At 59.4% G+C, this 16799-nt stretch carries 16 protein-coding genes and 2 tRNA genes; 17 read left to right on the forward strand and 1 reads right to left on the reverse strand.

Going from position 1 to position 16799, the window contains the following annotated elements; all coding sequences use genetic code 11:
* Nucleotides 1-65: 65 nt before the first annotated feature.
* The 8 genes from SDD30_RS06470 (at nucleotide 66) to lpdD (ending at nucleotide 7423) form a co-directional block, all read left to right on the forward strand.
* On the forward strand, nucleotides 66-956 hold the full coding sequence (locus SDD30_RS06470) for a Ppx/GppA phosphatase family protein (RefSeq protein ID WP_434074106.1): 891 nt from the start codon (nucleotides 66-68) through the stop codon (nucleotides 954-956).
* Nucleotides 953-1528 carry a UbiX family flavin prenyltransferase gene (locus tag SDD30_RS06475; RefSeq protein WP_434074107.1) on the forward strand — a complete coding sequence of 192 codons (576 nt, stop codon included), beginning with the start codon at nucleotides 953-955 and terminating at the stop codon, nucleotides 1526-1528. Before SDD30_RS06470 ends, SDD30_RS06475 begins: the two co-directional genes overlap by 4 nt.
* 61 nt (nucleotides 1529-1589) lie before the next feature.
* A complete protein-coding gene (locus SDD30_RS06480; RefSeq protein ID WP_434074108.1) occupies nucleotides 1590-3026 on the forward strand; it encodes a menaquinone biosynthesis decarboxylase in 1437 nt (478 codons plus the stop codon).
* Nucleotides 3013-3870: a UbiA-like polyprenyltransferase gene (locus tag SDD30_RS06485; RefSeq protein ID WP_434074109.1), complete on the forward strand. Its 858-nt coding sequence runs from the start codon at nucleotides 3013-3015 to the stop codon at nucleotides 3868-3870. Before SDD30_RS06480 ends, SDD30_RS06485 begins: the two co-directional genes overlap by 14 nt.
* Before the next feature lie 38 nt (nucleotides 3871-3908).
* A complete protein-coding gene (locus tag SDD30_RS06490) occupies nucleotides 3909-4895 on the forward strand; it encodes an ABC transporter substrate-binding protein (RefSeq protein WP_434074110.1) in 987 nt (328 codons plus the stop codon).
* Nucleotides 4892-5632, forward strand: a complete 741-nt coding sequence (locus SDD30_RS06495; protein ID WP_434074111.1) for an ABC transporter ATP-binding protein — start codon at nucleotides 4892-4894, stop codon at nucleotides 5630-5632. Before SDD30_RS06490 ends, SDD30_RS06495 begins: the two co-directional genes overlap by 4 nt.
* Nucleotides 5633-5954: 322 nt before the next feature.
* Complete coding sequence (locus tag SDD30_RS06500) at nucleotides 5955-6692, forward strand: ABC transporter permease (RefSeq protein ID WP_434074112.1); 738 nt, start codon at nucleotides 5955-5957, stop codon at nucleotides 6690-6692.
* Nucleotides 6693-7027: 335 nt separating this feature from the next.
* The gene (lpdD, locus tag SDD30_RS06505; protein WP_434074113.1) at nucleotides 7028-7423 is read left to right on the forward strand and encodes a prenylated flavin chaperone LpdD; all 396 of its coding nucleotides are present in this window, start codon (nucleotides 7028-7030) and stop codon (nucleotides 7421-7423) included.
* A 48-nt stretch (nucleotides 7424-7471) separates the two neighbouring features.
* On the opposite strand, the gene SDD30_RS06510 is transcribed toward lpdD, so the two are convergent.
* A complete protein-coding gene (locus SDD30_RS06510) occupies nucleotides 7472-8422 on the reverse strand; it encodes a L,D-transpeptidase family protein (protein ID WP_434074114.1) in 951 nt (316 codons plus the stop codon).
* 210 nt (nucleotides 8423-8632) lie between these two features.
* Between SDD30_RS06510 and SDD30_RS06515 the strand changes: the two genes are divergently transcribed.
* The 9 genes from SDD30_RS06515 (at nucleotide 8633) to SDD30_RS06555 (ending at nucleotide 16740) form a co-directional block, all read left to right on the forward strand.
* Entirely contained in the window at nucleotides 8633-9064 is a 432-nt protein-coding gene (locus tag SDD30_RS06515; protein WP_434074173.1) for a DMT family transporter, read from the forward strand.
* Between the two features lie 119 nt (nucleotides 9065-9183).
* A tRNA-Met gene (locus SDD30_RS06520) sits at nucleotides 9184-9260 on the forward strand.
* Between the two features lie 10 nt (nucleotides 9261-9270).
* Nucleotides 9271-9345, forward strand: a tRNA-Glu gene (locus SDD30_RS06525).
* 131 nt (nucleotides 9346-9476) lie between these two features.
* Nucleotides 9477-11516 (forward strand): SpoIIE family protein phosphatase, encoded by a 2040-nt coding sequence (locus tag SDD30_RS06530; RefSeq protein WP_434074115.1) that lies wholly within the window; start codon nucleotides 9477-9479, stop codon nucleotides 11514-11516.
* 125 nt (nucleotides 11517-11641) lie between these two features.
* Nucleotides 11642-13018, forward strand: a complete 1377-nt coding sequence (gene tilS / locus SDD30_RS06535) for a tRNA lysidine(34) synthetase TilS (protein ID WP_434074116.1) — start codon at nucleotides 11642-11644, stop codon at nucleotides 13016-13018.
* Nucleotides 13019-13100: 82 nt separating this feature from the next.
* Complete coding sequence (ftsH, locus tag SDD30_RS06540; RefSeq protein ID WP_434074117.1) at nucleotides 13101-15041, forward strand: ATP-dependent zinc metalloprotease FtsH; 1941 nt, start codon at nucleotides 13101-13103, stop codon at nucleotides 15039-15041.
* On the forward strand, nucleotides 15042-15461 hold the full coding sequence (ndk, locus tag SDD30_RS06545) for a nucleoside-diphosphate kinase (protein WP_434074118.1): 420 nt from the start codon (nucleotides 15042-15044) through the stop codon (nucleotides 15459-15461). It begins immediately after the preceding gene.
* A 75-nt stretch (nucleotides 15462-15536) separates the two neighbouring features.
* Nucleotides 15537-16046, forward strand: coding sequence for a transcription repressor NadR (locus tag SDD30_RS06550; protein ID WP_434074174.1), 510 nt, complete (start codon nucleotides 15537-15539; stop codon nucleotides 16044-16046).
* Nucleotides 16047-16374: 328 nt separating this feature from the next.
* Nucleotides 16375-16740, forward strand: a complete 366-nt coding sequence (locus tag SDD30_RS06555; RefSeq protein WP_434074119.1) for a hypothetical protein — start codon at nucleotides 16375-16377, stop codon at nucleotides 16738-16740.
* Nucleotides 16741-16799 lie beyond the last annotated feature (59 nt).

Below are 16799 nucleotides of genomic sequence, written 5' to 3' on the forward strand. Positions count from 1 at the left end.
GATATGGACTAATTTATCCGGGCACCTTAATGGTGCCTTTAACTTTTGTTAGCAGGTGAAGCCCAGTGAACCGTTATGCGGCCCTGGATATAGGCTCCAATTCGGTGCGTCTTCTAGTAGGAGATGTCGCCGGGGAACGGGTAACGCCCTGCCGGGCCGAACTCCGCAGTACTCGGCTCCTGGCCGGGGCTACCGGGGGCTGGCTCCAGGAAGAGCCGGTCCGGCGGACGGCTGCAGCTGTGGCCGAACTGGCCGGCCTGGCCCGGGGATACAACCCGGCCGGGATGGCCTGCATTGCCACCAGCGCTACCCGGGAGGCCCGCAATCCAGAAATTTTAACTGTGGCAGTAGCGACAGGAGCCGGTTTGGATGTTAATATTATTGATGGCTCTACCGAGGCCCGCCTGGCCTACCAGGGAGCCCTGGCCGGCCTGACCGTACCAGTCGCCAATCCCTTGGTTATTGACATTGGCGGTGGCAGCACGGAGTTCAGCTGGCGGGAGGGCAGGGAGCTCCAGTTTACCAGTGTTCGCGTGGGTGCCGTGCGGGTCATGGAAGAGGGTCTGGATAGAGAGGCGATAGCCAGCCTGCTGGCGCCGAACCTGGCCCGAATCCGGGAAAGCCGGCCCGGGCTAATTATCGGTACCGGCGGGACCATTACCACCCTGGCGGCCATGGAACTGGCCCTCCCGGCCTATCAGCCGGAGCTGGTTCACGGCCTGATCTTACCGGCAGCTAGGGTCGCGGATTGGCGGCGGCGCCTAGCGGCCTTGCCCGCGGAGGCCCGGCGGGAATTGCCGGGCTTACAGCCGGAGCGGGCCGATATTATCGTCCCTGGTGTTACCATTCTGGAAATAATCCTGGCCGGGCTGGGAGTGGCAGCAGTACAGGTCAGCGAGGCTGACCTCCTGTGGGGCCTGCTCCTGGCCCTGGCCCGAGGGGAGCAACTGGGATGAAAATAGTAGTTGCTGTTACCGGAGCCACCGGTGCCGTCTATGCCGTGCGGCTCCTGGAGGCCCTGCAAGGGGCCGGTACCGAGGTCCACCTGGTTTTAAGCCGCTGGGCCAGGGAGACCCTGCGCCTGGAGACGGGTCTGACCGCTGCTACCATGGAGGAACTGGCTACCTGCTGCTACCAGGAGAACGACCTGGCTGCGCCGGTGGCCAGCGGTTCCTTTCCCCACCAGGGAATGGTGGTTATTCCCTGCAGTATGAAGACCCTGGCCGGCATAGCCCATGGCTATGCCGCCAACCTGATTATGCGGGCGGCCGACGTTACCCTCAAGGAGGGGCGCAAGCTGATCCTGGTCCCCCGGGAGACGCCCTTAAGCGCTATCCACCTGGAGAATATGTTAACCCTGGCCCGTCTGGGAGCGGTGATTATGCCCCCCATGCCGGCCTTTTACTACCGGCCCCAAACTGTTGATGATGTGGTCAAGCACCTGGTGGCCCGTATCCTGGACCACCTGGGCCTAAAGCAGAATCTGGTACCCCGCTGGGGCCTGCCCCAAAATAGAAGTGAGAAGTGAGAGGTGAGAAGGAGATAATCGCCTGGTGGCGAATTTTAATACCCGGGAAAGGTGAAGAAATATGGCCCATCGGGATTTACAGGCCTACCTGGCCTATTTAGAGGCCCACAACCTGCTGCACCGGGTTAAAGTAGAGGTCGATCCTGTCTTGGAGATTGCCGCCATTAGCGACCGGGTAGTCAAAAGGGGTGGGCCGGCCCTGCTCTTCGAGCGGGTGAAGGGTTCAGCCCTGCCTGTGGCCACCAACCTCTTCGGCAGCCAGGAATTGGTACAGGCGGCCCTGGAAATACCGGACCCGGAGGAACCGGCCCGGCGTCTCCAGGCTCTCCTGGACCTGCCGGCCGATCCCGGTGGTTGGTTGGATAAACTGCGCCTCCTCCCCCGCCTGGCTGAACTGGGCCGCTACCTCCCCCGCCGGGTAAAGGAGGCGCCCTGCCAGGAGGTCAGGGTAGACCCCCCTTCCCTGGAAGAACTGCCGGTACTGCAGCTCTGGCCGGAGGACGGCGGCCGTTTCCTGACCCTGCCCCTGGTCTTTACCCATGATCCGGCAACCGGCCGCCGGAATGCCGGTATGTACCGGATGCAGGTCTTTGACGCCGTTACCACCGGCATGCACTGGCATATCCACAAGGACGGCGCCGAGCATCTGCGCCGCAGCAAGGGCCGCCTGGAGGTAGCCGTCGCCCTGGGCGCTGACCCGGCCGTCATCTACGCCGCTACAGCCCCCCTGCCTGCGGGCTTGGATGAAATGCTCCTGGCCGGTTTTTTACGCCGAGAACCGGTGGAGATGGTACCGGCCTTGACGGTGGCTATTGATGTCCCGGCCCGGGCGGAGATCGTCCTCGAGGGTTATGTCGACTATGGGGAAACCCGCCGGGAAGGCCCCTTTGGCGACCATACAGGATATTACTCGCCGGCGGATAATTACCCTGTCTTCCACCTGACCTGCCTAACCCGGCGCCGGCAGGCGGTTTACCCGGCCACGGTGGTGGGACCACCGCCCATGGAGGACGCCTACCTAGGAAAAGTAACGGAACGTCTCTTCCTGCCCTTGATCCAGTTCCAGCTCCCCGAGGTAGTGGACCTCAACTTCCCCCCCGCCGGGGTCTTTCATAACTGCGTCATTGTCGCCATCCGTAAGGCTTACCCCGGCCAGGCGCATAAAGTCATGCACGCCCTTTGGGGGATGGGGCAGATGATGTTTACGAAGCTCATTATCATTGTTGATGCCGATGTAGACGTCCATAACCTGCAGGAAGTGGCCTGGCGGGTTTTGGGGAATATCGACCCCCGCCGGGATGCCGTTATTGTTGATGGGCCGGTAGACATCCTGGATCATGCCGCCCCGGCTGAGGGTTTTGGCAGTAAGATGGGTTTGGACGCCACCCGGAAACTGCCGGAAGAAGGGGCGGTACGTCCCTGGCCGGAGGAAGCCCGGGCCAGCCGGGAGGTCCTGGAATTAATTGATAGGAGGTGGCGGGAGTATGGCCTGGCGTAAGTTCAGGATCTTTCTCGATATGATTAAATATGAGCATACCATCTTCGCCCTCCCCTTTGCCTACCTGGGGGCCTTTACTGCTGCGGCCGGTCATCCGACGCTGGCCCAGCTGGGGTGGATAACCTTGGCCATGCTTGGGGCGCGCACGGCGGCCATGTCCTTGAACCGCCTCATTGACCGCCACCTTGACGCCCTTAATCCCCGCACGGCCAACCGGGCCCTACCCCTGGGGCTTATATCCGTAGCCGAAGTCTGGATTTACACCCTTATGTCTTTCGCCTTGCTCTTTTTGGCCGCCATCCGCCTAAACCGGCTCTGTGTCCAGTTAATGCCCATTGCCGTCCTAGTGCTAGTCCTTTATTCCTATACCAAACGCTGGACCTGGGCCTGTCATTTCGCCCTGGGCCTGGCCGATGCCCTGGCGCCGGTGGGGGCCTGGGTAGCCATCCGGGCAACCATTGACCTACCGGTTGTTATCCTGGGCCTGGGGATGGGGAGCTGGGTGGCGGGCTTTGACATCATCTATGCCTGCCAGGATTATGACTTCGATCGCCGCTACGGCGTCCACTCCATACCGGCCCGTTTTGGTAAGGAGCGGGCCTTGGTTATCGCCCGCTCCCTGCACGCCTCTTCCATCGTCATGCTGGCCGGCCTGGGCTTCCTTTTACATCTGGGCTGGCTATACTACCTGGGGGTCCTGGTGGCTGCAGTAATCCTGATCCATGAGCATCGCCTGGTAGCGCCAGATGACCTCTCGCACCTGAATCTGGCTTTTTTAAATATGAATGGTTATTTGAGCGTGCTGATGTTTGTCTTTACCCTGCTGGCCCTAACCCTGAAATAGACAGCCAGGGTGCCAGCCTTTAGCGGAGGTGCCATATTATGAAAATCAGGGGACTAGCACTGTTTTTGCTCCTTATTCTCCTGATCCCGGTGGTGGCGGGCTGCAGCAGCCCGGCCGGTAGCGGTAGCAGCCAGGAAGGGAGCTTGAAATTGGGGTTAATTCCCGTGGAGGATAACTTCCCCTTTTTTGTGGCTGAGAAGGAAGGCCTCTTTACTAAGGCTGGCTTGCAGGTTGAACTGGTACCCTTTAATAGTGCCCGGGATCGCGACCTGGCCCTGCAGTCCAGGAGTATCGACGGCGAGGTGGCGGATATTGTCGCGGCAGCCTTGCTACGGAAAGGCGGGACACCGGTAAGGATCGTCTCCCTGACCATGGGGGCCACCCCGGCCGAGGGGCGTTTTGCCCTCCTGGCTGCACCCGGCAGCGGTATTACTTCCCCGGGCCAGCTTCAAGGCCGGAGAATCGGTATTTCGGAAAACACCATTATCGAATATGTGGCCGACGGCCTCCTGCGGGACGGGGGAGTGGACCCTGCCGCCGTCCAGAAGGTTCCCGTACCCCAGATTCCGGAACGCCTCCAGCTCTTGCTGGGGGGTAAGCTGGACGCCGCCCTGCTGCCGGATCCCTTCGCCTCCCTGGCTGCCCAGAAAGGGGCCAGGGTAATCCTAGATGATACCAAAATTAGCCGTAACCTCTCCCAAGTGGTACTTCTCTTCCGAGAGGAAGCCATCAAGCAAAAAGCTCCGGCCATCAGGAAACTACTCCAGGTTTATGCCGGGGCCGCCAATTTAATAGCCCAGAACCCTTCAGCCTACCGGGAACTCTTTGTTGAAAAGGCCCGGATACCAGCAGAACTCAAAGACACCTATCTGGCGCCCCACTACTCCCAGCCGCAACTGCCCCGTCAGGAGGAGGTAGCAGCGGTGCTGGATTGGATGGTGGCTAAAAAACTCCTGACTGCGCCTTATAAATACGAAGAGCTGGTTGACCCGAATTTGCTTAGCTCCGGTGGGAATAACCGGTGATCCGGGTTACCGGTGTTTCCTATGCTTATGTTAACAACGGTTTAGAAGCGCCGGCTCTGGTGGATATGAGCTTTACTGTACCTGCCGGTCAAACTTGCGTTCTAATTGGGCCTTCAGGCTGCGGCAAAACTACGCTGCTTTACCTGCTGGCAGGATTGCTAAAACCCACCCGGGGGGAAATCCAGATTAACGCTGCCCCGGTAACCCGGCCGCGTCGGCAGACGGCCATTATCCTCCAGGATTACGGTCTCTTGCCCTGGAAAACGGTCTGGAAAAACGCCGCCCTGGGCCTGGACCTGCGGGGCTACCCCCGGCGGCAGCAGGAAGGGATCCTCGCGCCCCTCCTAGCGGACCTGGGCCTGGCTGGCCTGGAGAAGCGCTACCCGGCCCAGCTGAGTGGCGGCCAGAAGCAGCGGGTGGCCATTGCCCGGGCTCTCTCCCTCGAGCCAGATACCCTCCTGATGGATGAGCCTTTTTCGGCCCTTGATGCCCTGACCCGGGAGGGCTTGCAGCAGACCCTGGTGGATATCCGCCGGCAGCGTCGGCTGACGACAGTCCTGGTTACCCATAACATCGAGGAGGCCGTTTTCCTGGGGCAGCAGATTGTCGTCCTGACGGCTGCCCCAGGACGCCTTAAGGCCATCCTGGAGAACCCGGAAGCCGGTAGCCCGGACTACCGCTTTTCCGGAACCTTCCACCATAACTGCACTCGGGTGCGCCAACATCTCCGAAAATAGGCTTCTACTAAAAATGGACCTTAATATCATCCTGCTGCCGGGGTGAGGCAGGTTCCCAGCGGGCGCCACTTATCGCCATTATACTTGTGTCGAACTCGGCCGGCTGTGGGCGCGGCCAAAACTTAAGCCTTCGGCCTCGAACAGGCGGCCGCACTGATCCGCAAGCATCCTCGTTCTCTTGATACTAACGCGCCAAGGCGCCCACCGGGAACCTGCCTTACCCCACTAATTGCCCGTATTTTCATGCTTTCGTTGGTGGCGGCTCGCCCCCATGGGGGGTTCCTCGGAAAATAGATGTGGGATTTGGGAGGGGAGAAGCGGGATGGAGAAACGCCGAACAGTAACCTACCTGGGGTCCATTTTCTTTTTGTTTAGTTGCTGGTGGTTGCTGGCCCGAGTAATCAATAATCCGGGGTTGCCCGGGCCTGGGCCGGCCCTGGAGGGGTTGACCCGTTCCTGGCCGGACCTCGCCCAGCACCTTTACGTCAGTGTTTACCGGGTGGTCGTCAGTCTGACCCTGGCCCTCCTCCTGGCGGTACCTCTGGGTCTCTGGGCCGGCCGCAATCGGGCTCTCGACTCTTTCCTAGCCCCCATGGTTTACCTCCTCTACCCTATTCCCAAGGTGGCTTTACTGCCGGTGGCCATGGTCCTGCTGGGAATTGGCGACGGGGCCAAGATGCTTATTATTTTCCTGGTGATCTTTAACCAGATTCTAATTACTACCCGGGATGCGGCCCGTAAGATCCCGGAGCAGCTGTTGCTTTCCGTCGCTTCCCTGGGCGCCGGCAAAGCCAGCCTGTTCCGCCACGTGATCCTGCCGGCCTGCCTGCCGGACATTATTACAGCCAGCCGCATCTCCCTGGGCAGTGCCATTTCCGTTCTTTTCCTGAGCGAGACCATCGCCGGTAACAGCGGCCTGGGGTACTTCATCCTGGACGGTCTTTTCCGGGCCGACTACGGGACCATGTTTGCCGGCATCCTAACCATGGCCGGGATGGGCCTGGTGTTATATATTCTGCTGCATCTTTGCGAATACCTTCTCTGTCCCTGGCAAAGGTAGCAGGGACAACAAAAAGAGTAGGCTGGCTGAAGGCTGGCGAGTACAGGCGGTAGGCGATTTGTTTCGAGGCGTCAGCAAACTCGAGCTGTGCCACGGCGAGGCGACGGTGAACGGGATGGGGATCGTAGGTGCTTGCGATACGGGGCGAGGCAGGTTCCCGGAGGGCGCCTTGGCGCGTTAGTATCAAGAGAACGAGGATGCTTGCGGATCAGTGCGGCTGCCTGTTTGCGACCCGAGGGGTCGAGTTAAGGCCGCGCCCGAAGCCGGCTGAGTTCGACACAAGTATAATGGTCCAACCAGTTCCCGGGGAGTTATCAAGGAAAGGGGTGCGGTTAATGGGAGGTATAAACTGCCTGGTCGGCAGGGGGCGTTATCGGGTATCCTGCCGGATTTTCATAACCGGAGAGGGCTTTATCGTTCACTTGCTGGGGGGTGAAAAAACCCACGTCGGCGCTGTGGCTTTGGGGATACCGCGGCCGAGCCTGCGAGGAGAAGGTACCAGTGCCACTACCTCGGTCTTGACCCTGACGGGCCATAAGGACGACGAGGTGGCCCGGCCGGCGGCGGCTACCCTGGCGGCAGCCTGCCAGGCCCCGGTGGTCGTCGTCGCCGGCATACACCTGGACGGGGCTACACCTGGAGAACTGGTACAACTCCAGGAGAATGCCCAACGGGCCGTGGGCAGGGCCGTCAGGGCTATCAAGGAGTTTGGGCGCCTGAGTCTCCCCTAGAAGTAACTTTAACGCCTTAGGTAACCAATCAACAGTCGTCACCAACATTCAGTGACCGGAAGCTTCCGGGTCCGGTAGGGGAACGTCAAAACCCAGGGCTCGCAAGGTCCGGGCATCGGCTATACCGGTGGCCGCCAGACCGTGGTAGAACTGGAATCCCTTAACGGCCAGCTCAGTCATCAAGCCGTAGTCACCGTCAGTAGGCCCGAAGAGGTAAAAGCCCTTTTCCCGCAGGCGCGCCTGCAGGGTGAGGACTTCCGGGGAACCCTGGCCGGGTTTCAGGGGACCCCTGGGCATGGTATAGGGCCCTTTAACTACTACCGGGGTACCCACCGGGATCCAGGGATAGATGGTTTCGACATCTTCATTGTACATGCGGAAACAACCGGCCGAGGCTGCCCAGCCGATGGACCAGGGCCGGTTGGTGCCGTGGATACCGTAGTTACCCCAGGGGACGTTGAGGCCCATCCAGCGGGTGCCAAAGGCCCCGCCGGATTCATAGGCTTTATCGACGATCTTCCATTCCCCTACGGGTGAGGGGCTGTCATACTTGCCGATGGCGATTGGATATTGGCGGAATACCTGACCGTCTACCAAAAGGGATAATACCAGGCGTTCAGTATCAACGATGATCTTCAGCTGTTTCCCCGGGGGTGGAGGCCCGGAATCAGAGAAGGCAACCCTTACCCCCCGGGCGAGTTCCTGCCAGGTGGCCCCATCGACCCGGCCCAAGGGGGGCAGGTGATGGTCCCGTTGAAAATTGACTACAGCCCGGTGGGTGGCTGCGTTAAAAATACCGTTCCAGGGACCGAAGTAAAACCCGAGTTGGGCCAGGCGCAGCTGGAGATCACTGACGTCCAGTCCTGTGAGGGGGGGATCGGTAAGCTCGAGGACCCGGGAACCATTGTCTGTGCAGGGGCAGGACTTATGGGCCAGGGCTGGCGTTCCCAGGAGTAAAAAAAAGGCTAGAAAAAAAAGAAGGCAATGCTTTGATGACATAATCTTTCCCTCCCGGTAAAATCCCTCCAGAATAGTATGCACCAGGACAGGAAAATTTTTTACGTAAGGGCAATGGGAAGTTATGTCAAGATAATTAGCAATTTGAACCCTTGGGAACTTCGAGTAAAATTTTACCAGGCGTTTAGATACCCTTGTCCAGAGGGCACATTATAAGTGCAAGGTAAGAAGTCTACTGGCGGGGATGTAGCTATGTGGCTGGCTCTTTTAATCGCCCTGGTTGCCGGTATCGCCATGGCCTTCCAGGGCTCCTTAAATTCGGCTCTGGCCAAAATCACCGGCCTCCTCCAGGCCACGTTGATTGTCCATTTTACTGCTACCCTGGTAGTGGCGGTCCTCCTCTTCTTTCCTCTGGGCGGTAGTCACCCCGGCCGGATCTGGCACTGTCCCTGGTACCTCTGGCTGGGGGGCCTGATCGGGGTGATTATTACCTACGGGGTGGTAGCCAGCATCCCCAGGGTGGGTGTCGCCCTGGCCACCACGGCCATTATCGTCGGCCAAGTAACCTCGGCCCTGGTAATCGATCACTTCGGGCTCTTTGGCCTGGACAAGATACCCTTTACCTGGTGGAAGGCCGCCGGCCTGGTCCTCCTGGCCACCGGCGCCCGGCTGATGTTAAATTAGGCCTTGCCCGGGGCCCGGGAACGCCTCGCCCCGGGGGTAGGGCGAACCGGCCGTCCCTATGATGAGGTTGATTTTTCCCTTGACAAACCGGGGCTCTTCAGGCATAATATCATGTGCGTGGCGGTGTAGCTCAGTTGGTCAGAGCATGCGGTTCATACCCGCAGTGTCGTAGGTTCGAATCCTACCACCGCTACCAGATCCAATTTGGCCCGTTGGTCAAGAGGTTAAGACACGAGCCTTTCACGCTCGTAACGGGGGTTCGATTCCCCCACGGGTCACCAGCAAACCACCCCGATAGCGGGGTGATTTTTTTGTCGAGAAATTGTCCCTTGCCTTTACCTAAACCTGACAAAATTTGAAGGAAAAAGGGCCTATAATAATTACCAGGTAATGGCAAAGGCGGTGGTTTTACATGTCCGGGCATACCAGTGTCCATCCCTGGCGGCAGCAGTCCAGGACCCTAGCGGGTAATGAGTTGCTTCTCGATATTTTATTGCTGATGGCGACATTTTTCCTGGTACGGGCCGCTCTCCTAGAGGAACTCTTCCCCTTTGGACCGGCGATAATTATTGCGGCCGGCTCCCGGAAACGTCTCCTCTGGCCGGCCGTTCTGGTAGCCGGGGTCAGTGTCTGGCTGGCCGGTCCGCCTCAGGTACCCAGTCGGCTGTTGATTTTCCTCTTTTTAGGCCTGGCGGGCACCTTTTATCCCTCCCTGCGCCAGCGTGGTCCCCTGACCAGGGCTACCCTGGCTCCGGTAGCTATTATCCTGGTCCGGGGTTTAAGCCTGACCATCTGGCAACCCTCCTTCTATGGCTGGGTCCAGGTAATATTTGAAGCTCTCCTGGCCTGGGGCCTGACCCTGGGGTTCCTGGAGACGGCTGCTGCCAGGCGGCCGGAGGAGCGCTTGCTTGGGGGCGGCCTTTTTCTCCTAGGCCTCCTCCTGGGCCTACAGGGCTGGCAGGTAGCCGGCCTCGCTATTCAGGGCATTATCAGTCGCTATATTCTGCTCCTGGCGGCCCTGGCCGGGGGGCCCGGTGTAGGTGCCGCTGCCGGGGCTGCGGTGGGCTTTTTGCCCAGCATGGCGGCCTTGATTACCCCTTCCCTGGCCGGGCTCATGGCCTTCACCGGCCTGGTGGCCGGCTCCTTGCGCACCCTGGGTAAGCCCGGGGTAATCAGCGGCTTTTTGCTGGCCCACCTGGTGCTGGCCAATTATTTCCTAGGGAGCGCAGGGGTCCTGGCGGCCCTCCGGGAAAGCGGCCTGGCTATCCTGGCCCTGGTTCTTACCCCGCTCTTCCTGGTTAATTACTTCCGGGAATTCCTGACGACGACGGCCCCTGTCCAGGCGGCACCGGCCGGTACCCGCCGCCAGGAAAACCTGCAGCAGGCCCTGAAGAGCCTGGCCCGGAACCTCAGGTTTCATGGTTTTGATGAGAGCCCTTTAAATGTCGTACGCCAGGTGGCCCGGGCTGCCTGCCGGGGTTGTCCGGCAGGGAAGGTCTGCTGGGAGCTGGAAGGGGAACAGATGCTTAATACGTTGCAGGATTTATTACAGCGGGGAAGTAGAGCTCCCCTTACGGCTGCCGACCTCCCGGAATGGTTGGCATCGCGCTGCAGCCGTGGCCGCGAACTCCTGGCCGCCCTGACCACTCGCTCCGGCCAGGGCCAGAACCAGGGGGTAGAGGACGGCCTAACCACGTGGCTGGCCAGTATCTTTGATAACCTGGCCGCCATGATAGGTAATGGAGCCGGGCATCCCGATAGCACCGGGGATAATACCGGGCCGCTGGCCTTAAAGGTCAGCGTCGGCATGGCTGCGATCCCACGCCACCGGGCGGACGTGTCGGGAGATGCCTTTGTAGCAGCCACCCTGGAACCCTCCCACCAGCTTTTGATGCTGGGTGATGGTATGGGGGCCGGCCGGGAAGCAGCCGATGCCAGTGGTACGGCCCTGGAATTGCTCCAGGACTTGCTGGCCGCCGGGTTTAGTCCCGAACTCGCCCTGCGAACGGTCAATATGATCCTCCTGCTACGGACGTCCAGGGAGAACTTTACCACCCTCGACCTGGCCCTGGTCAATTGCCAGAATGGCCAGGCGGAGTTTTACAAGCTGGGGGCCTGCCCCAGTTTTATCCAGCGCCAGGACGGGGTTAAACTCCTGCGTAGCCACTCCCTGCCGGTGGGCATCCTTGAGGATCTGGAGGTAGAACCCTTACGGGAAGAGCTGCAGGAGGGTGATTTGCTGGTCATGGTCAGCGATGGTGTCCTGGAGGCCCACCGGGATTTAAACGAAAAGGAGAAGTGGGTCAGCAAGGCCCTACAGCGGGCCGGGGAGGCCCGGCCCCAGGAGATTGCCGACCGCCTGTTAAGGCAGGCCCGGGCCCTGGTGGACGGTGACCCTCCTGATGATATGACGGTGGTGGTGGCCCGGGTGGAGAAGGCCGCTGGGGCATAGCTGATCCAGGTCGTTGTGTCTAAGCGTATAAAGGATATTATTTCCGGAAAAACTCACCAGGGAAAGCAGGAAAAAGGCAGTTGACGACGAAATAAGGAAGCAAGTTATTAGCGGAGGCATGCTCTGTGCTGGACCAAGTCCGGCGAACAATCCAGGAATACCGCTTACTGGTACCTGGTGACAAAGTAATCGTCGGGGTTTCCGGGGGACCGGATTCCCTGGCTTTGTTGCATAGTTTAATGATTTTACAGGGGGAGTTTGATTATACCCTGCAGGTGGCCCACTTGAACCACGGTTTACGGCTGGAGGCGGCGGACGATGCCGCGTACGTGCGCGACCTGGCCAACTGCTGGGGATTGCCGGTAATAATCGCCCAACGCGACGTTTTAGCTTACCAAAAAGAACACCGCCTCTCCCTGGAGGCTGCTGCCAGGGAGGTACGCTATCGTTTCCTGCGGGAAGCGGCGGCTGCTGCCGGGGCCACGAGGATAGCCGTCGGTCACCAGGCTGAAGACCAGGCTGAGACTGTCCTGCTGAATCTCCTGCGGGGCAGTGGTTTGAAGGGTTTAAAAGGGATGTTGCCCCGCCGGGGCGATCTAATCCGGCCGTTATTATTTATCGATCGGGCCACCATTGAGGCTTACTGCCGGGAGCAGGGTCTCCAGCCCCGCCGGGATTTTACTAACGACGACGTGACCTACCGCCGCAACAAGATCCGCCACCAGCTGCTGCCCCTTCTGGCCCGGGAGTATAATCCAGCTATAGTTGCCACCCTGGGCCGGACGGCCATGATTTTACAAGAAGACGAAAGGGTTCTGGCGGACCTGGCAGATAGGGCCCTGACCGACCTTATTAAGAGCCGGGATGAGGATGGATTGATCCTGTACCGCCAGGGATGGCTTGACCTGGACCCGGCCCTCCAGCGCCGGGTTTTAAAACTAGCTGCTGCCGCCCTGGGCCGCCAGGTTAGCTTTCACCAGGTGGAACAGGCGCGGGAAATAGCCCGGCATGGCGGCGCCCTTACCTGGCCGGGGCGATGGCGGCTGCTGGCCAAGGGCCCGGAGCTGCACCTGGAACTACCCCGGGGGGAACCGGAGCGCCTTGCTTTTGCCTACCCCCTGGCAGTGCCGGGTTTAACGCCCCTGCCAGAGTTGGGGCAAGCCATCCGGGCCGAGTTTGCCCCTCCCCCCCGGACCTTTGCGCCGGGCCGGCAGGATGAAGCCTGGCTGGACCGGGAACAACTAAAGGAACCCCTGCTGGTGCGTAATTGGCGCCAGGGAGATTTTTTCCATCCCCTGGGTTTAAAGGGAAAAAAGAAGCTGCATGATTATTTTATTGATCGCCACCTGCCTGCTGCCCGGCGCCCCCGGGTACCCCTAGTTACCAGCGGCGGCCGCATCGCCTGGGTCGCGGGCCTGGGCCTGGCCGACGACTTCAAAGTAACCCCGGCCACCAGGGAAACCCTGCACTTGCAGTTGGAACCGTGGCCGCAAGATGCCTGACTGGTGAATTGCAATCATATTTTCCCTGTGTTACAATATATACCTATAAGATGAAGGGGCGGGGCAAGAGGAGGGTAACCCTTTGAACCGAATTTTTAAGAACCTGGCGATCTATCTGCTGATAGTCTTACTGGCGGTTTCCGTAATCCGGTTATCAACACCGCCGGAAAAGCCAGTCGAGGAATGGGATCTCACCCGTTTCTACCAGGCAATAGATCAGGACCAGGTTCGGGAAGTTACGTTGACGCCTCAGGATAATATTATTAAAGTTGACGGGGTCTTAAAGAATAACGCCAAGTTTACGGTCAATGCCCCATCTTCAACCCCGCTGACGGATAAGTTAATCAGTAAAGGTGTTATCACCAAAACCCAACCATCGCCGCAACCGCCCTGGTGGACCAGCCTGCTGGGCAGTCTCTTGCCTATCCTCTTGCTGGTGGGCCTGGTTTTCTTTATGATGCAGCAGACCCAGGGGGGGGGTTCCCGGGTCATGCAATTTGGCAAGAGCCGGGCCCGCTTGCATACCGACGAAAAGCGCAAGGTCACCTTCGCTGACGTGGCCGGGGCCGATGAGGTCAAAGAAGAACTGGAGGAAGTAGTCGAATTTCTGAAAAACCCGCGCAAGTTTAATGAGCTGGGGGCCAGGATCCCCAAAGGCGTCCTGCTCTTTGGTCCGCCCGGTACGGGGAAGACCCTGCTGGCCCGGGCTGTGGCCGGGGAAGCGGGGGTGCCCTTTTTCAGCATCAGTGGGTCGGACTTTGTGGAGATGTTTGTCGGCGTTGGCGCCTCCCGGGTGCGGGATCTCTTTGAACAGGCCAAGAAAAACTCCCCTTGTATTGTTTTTATTGATGAGATCGACGCCGTCGGTCGCCAGCGGGGCGCCGGCCTGGGCGGCGGTCACGACGAGCGGGAACAGACCTTAAACCAGCTGCTGGTGGAGATGGATGGTTTTAATGCCAATGAAGGTATTATTATCATTGCCGCCACTAACCGGCCCGACATCCTGGATCCGGCCCTACTGCGCCCAGGCCGTTTTGATCGCCAGATAGTAGTGGATATACCCGATGTGAACGGCCGCAAGGATATCCTCAAGGTGCACGTCCGAGGTAAGCCCCTAGATAACACTGTTGATCTCGATGTCCTTGCCCGCCGCACCCCGGGTTTTACTGGTGCCGATTTAGCTAATTTGGTCAACGAGGCGGCCCTACTGGCCGCCCGGCGAGGTAAGCATAAGATCAGTATGGGAGAAATGGAGGATTCTATCGAACGGGTGATCGCCGGGCCGGAAAAGAAGTCCCGGGTCATTAGCGATTACGAGAAGCGTTTGGTGGCCTTCCATGAGGCCGGCCACGCCCTCCTGGGTCATTACCTGCCCCATACCGACCCCTTGCACAAGGTATCCATTATCCCCCGGGGCCGGGCTGGTGGGTATACCCTGCTGCTGCCCAAGGAGGATCGCCGTTATATGACCAAGTCCCAGATTATCGACCAGGTGATTATGCTTCTGGGCGGCCGGGTGGCCGAGGCCCTGGTTTTAAAAGAGATTAGCACCGGCGCCCAGAACGATCTGGAACGGGCCACCGAACTGGTCCGCAAGATGATCACCGAGTTTGGCATGTCAGAGGAACTGGGTCCCCTGACCTTTGGCCGCAAGCAGGAAACAATTTTCCTGGGCCGGGATATCGCCCGGGATCGCAATTATAGCGAGGCGGTTGCCTTTTCCATTGATAAAGAGGCCCGGCGCATTATCGATGACTGTTACAACCGGGCCAAGGACTTGTTGCAGAAGCACCTGGCGGAACTGCACCTGGTGGCCAGGGCTCTGATGGAGAAAGAAACCCTGGAGGCGGAAGAGTTTACGTCTATTATTGAGGCCTATGACCGGGAACACAACGTCCCGGCCGGTAATACCCCGGAAGCCACCGAACCGGCTGCCACCGGCGGCCAGGACACGGGGAAGGGGAGTCTCGGGAATCCCCTCATTAAGTTAACCTATTTACAGGGTTTGAAAGGAGTATGGTAGTTGGCTCTAGAGCGTACCTTTAGCCTGATTAAACCAGAAGGGGTCCAGCGGGGTCTAGTGGGGACCATCTTGGCCCGCCTGGAACGTAAGGGTTACCGGATTGTAGCTTTAAAGATGCTGCGGCTGACCCCGGAACTGGCAGCCAGGCATTATGCCGAGCACCAGGGTAAACCCTTTTACCAGGATCTTATTAACCACATCACCTCCGGTCCGGTAGTAGCCATGGTCCTTGAAGGACCCGGGGTAATAGCCGGCCTACGGCAGATGATGGGGGCCACCAATCCCCAGGAGGCCCTACCGGGTACCATCAGGGGTGATTTTGCCCTGGAAATGAGTTACAATGTCATCCATGGCGCCGATTCTCCGGCTAGTGCCCAGCGGGAAATTGCCCTTTACTTTACCCCGGCAGAGCTGGGGTAGGGTTCTGGCCGGGAAACCGGCCCTTTTCTTATAGCGGGCAGATATTTTTACTAGCCGGAGGCGATGCAGGTTGCCATGAAAACCCGGGAACGGCGGCAAAGAATCCTCGAGCTTTTAGATAACAACCTTCCCCACAAAGGGACGGATCTGGCCGCCGCCCTGGGGGTCAGCCGCCAGGTGATCGTGCAGGACATTGCCGTTCTGCGGGCTACCGGGGTTAATATCCTGGCTACGCCCCAGGGCTACCTCCTTCCCGGCCAGGAGGAAACCTGCCGGCGGACCTTCCCCTGCCGCCATGACCTGGCCGGTTTGGAGCAAGAGCTTCTTTTGATAGTGGATTACGGCGGCAAGGTCATTGACGTCATCGTGGAACATCCCCTTTACGGTGAAATCCGCGGCTACTTAATGCTCTCCTCCCGCTATGATGTTCAAAGGTTTGTCGCCAACCTGGCGGGCAGCGGCGCCCGCCCCCTCTATACCCTCACTGGTAAAGGGGTCCACCTGCACACAGTTGAAGCAGCCAGAGAGGACATCCTGGATCGCATTGAAGAGAAACTCTCCCAGGCGGGCTTTCTGTTAAAGTGAAAAGGTTCGTAAACTCAGGTCGCGGGGCTGGCGGGTACAGGCGGAAGGCGACTTGGTTCGAGGCGCCGGCAAACTCGAGCTGTGCCGTAGCGAGGTGACGGTGAACGGGATGGGGATCGTAACGTGGCTTAAGAAACGAGAAGTAACACGCCCCGGCATGATTGCTCAAAGGGATAAAGCCCAGCCACCCCCGGCGCCGAGGAAGGCTGAGCGCTAAGTTTGCTCGCCGAGAACCACGGAGCCTGAAGACTGTATCGCCAGCCATGTAACGGTTGCTGTAAGTTGTAACCAGTTTGTCAGAAGCCTATTTTTCGGGGAGGGGGGGCCTATGGCCGGCATTCTGGAGTATACCCTTTACCTCAGCAGCGATGATGTGCGGGTGGCCCACCACCTGGCCAGGATCGTAAAACAGAGGGGTGGCCAGGCCGTTAGCGCTTGCGGCCAGGAAACCGAGAAAGGATCGGCCGTGATAGTCCGGCTCAACGACTGGCAGGAGTTCCCCTTGATCCGGGTCCTGGAGACTGTCCAGGCCGCCGCCCGGCCCCTGAACGTGCTGGTCAAGGGAGCTGACCTGGGCCCTGCTCCGGTGGCAGCCATCCTGGCGGTGGCGCAACACGCCCTCCTGCTGGCGCACTCCCCGGTAATTATGAGCGAGCCGGCTACAGAGGCCAACCCTGTATCCTGTAAGCCATAGAGGGGGCCCGGTAGTTGCGGCAGGTTTAATTATTTGCTTTCCCTGGATTGCTATAAGGC

The organism is Moorella naiadis (nom. illeg.) (assembly GCF_051020825.1).
GTDB classification, from domain to species: Bacteria; Bacillota; DSM-521; order Neomoorellales; family Neomoorellaceae; genus Neomoorella; species Neomoorella naiadis.

Excerpts from the sequence above, each read along its gene's own strand:
- SDD30_RS06475 (WP_434074107.1), top strand. The coding sequence starts at position 953 with ATGAAAATAGTAGTTGCTGTTACCGGAGCCACCGGTGCCGTCTATGCC.
- SDD30_RS06480 (WP_434074108.1), top strand. The coding sequence starts at position 1,590 with ATGGCCCATCGGGATTTACAGGCCTACCTGGCCTATTTAGAGGCCCAC.
- SDD30_RS06485 (WP_434074109.1), top strand. The coding sequence starts at position 3,013 with ATGGCCTGGCGTAAGTTCAGGATCTTTCTCGATATGATTAAATATGAG.
- SDD30_RS06490 (WP_434074110.1), top strand. The coding sequence starts at position 3,909 with ATGAAAATCAGGGGACTAGCACTGTTTTTGCTCCTTATTCTCCTGATC.
- SDD30_RS06500 (WP_434074112.1), top strand. The coding sequence starts at position 5,955 with ATGGAGAAACGCCGAACAGTAACCTACCTGGGGTCCATTTTCTTTTTG.
- lpdD (WP_434074113.1), top strand. The coding sequence starts at position 7,028 with ATGGGAGGTATAAACTGCCTGGTCGGCAGGGGGCGTTATCGGGTATCC.
- SDD30_RS06510 (WP_434074114.1), bottom strand. The coding sequence starts at position 8,422 with ATGTCATCAAAGCATTGCCTTCTTTTTTTTCTAGCCTTTTTTTTACTC.
- SDD30_RS06515 (WP_434074173.1), top strand. The coding sequence starts at position 8,633 with ATGTGGCTGGCTCTTTTAATCGCCCTGGTTGCCGGTATCGCCATGGCC.
- SDD30_RS06530 (WP_434074115.1), top strand. The coding sequence starts at position 9,477 with ATGTCCGGGCATACCAGTGTCCATCCCTGGCGGCAGCAGTCCAGGACC.
- SDD30_RS06550 (WP_434074174.1), top strand. The coding sequence starts at position 15,537 with ATGAAAACCCGGGAACGGCGGCAAAGAATCCTCGAGCTTTTAGATAAC.
- SDD30_RS06555 (WP_434074119.1), top strand. The coding sequence starts at position 16,375 with ATGGCCGGCATTCTGGAGTATACCCTTTACCTCAGCAGCGATGATGTG.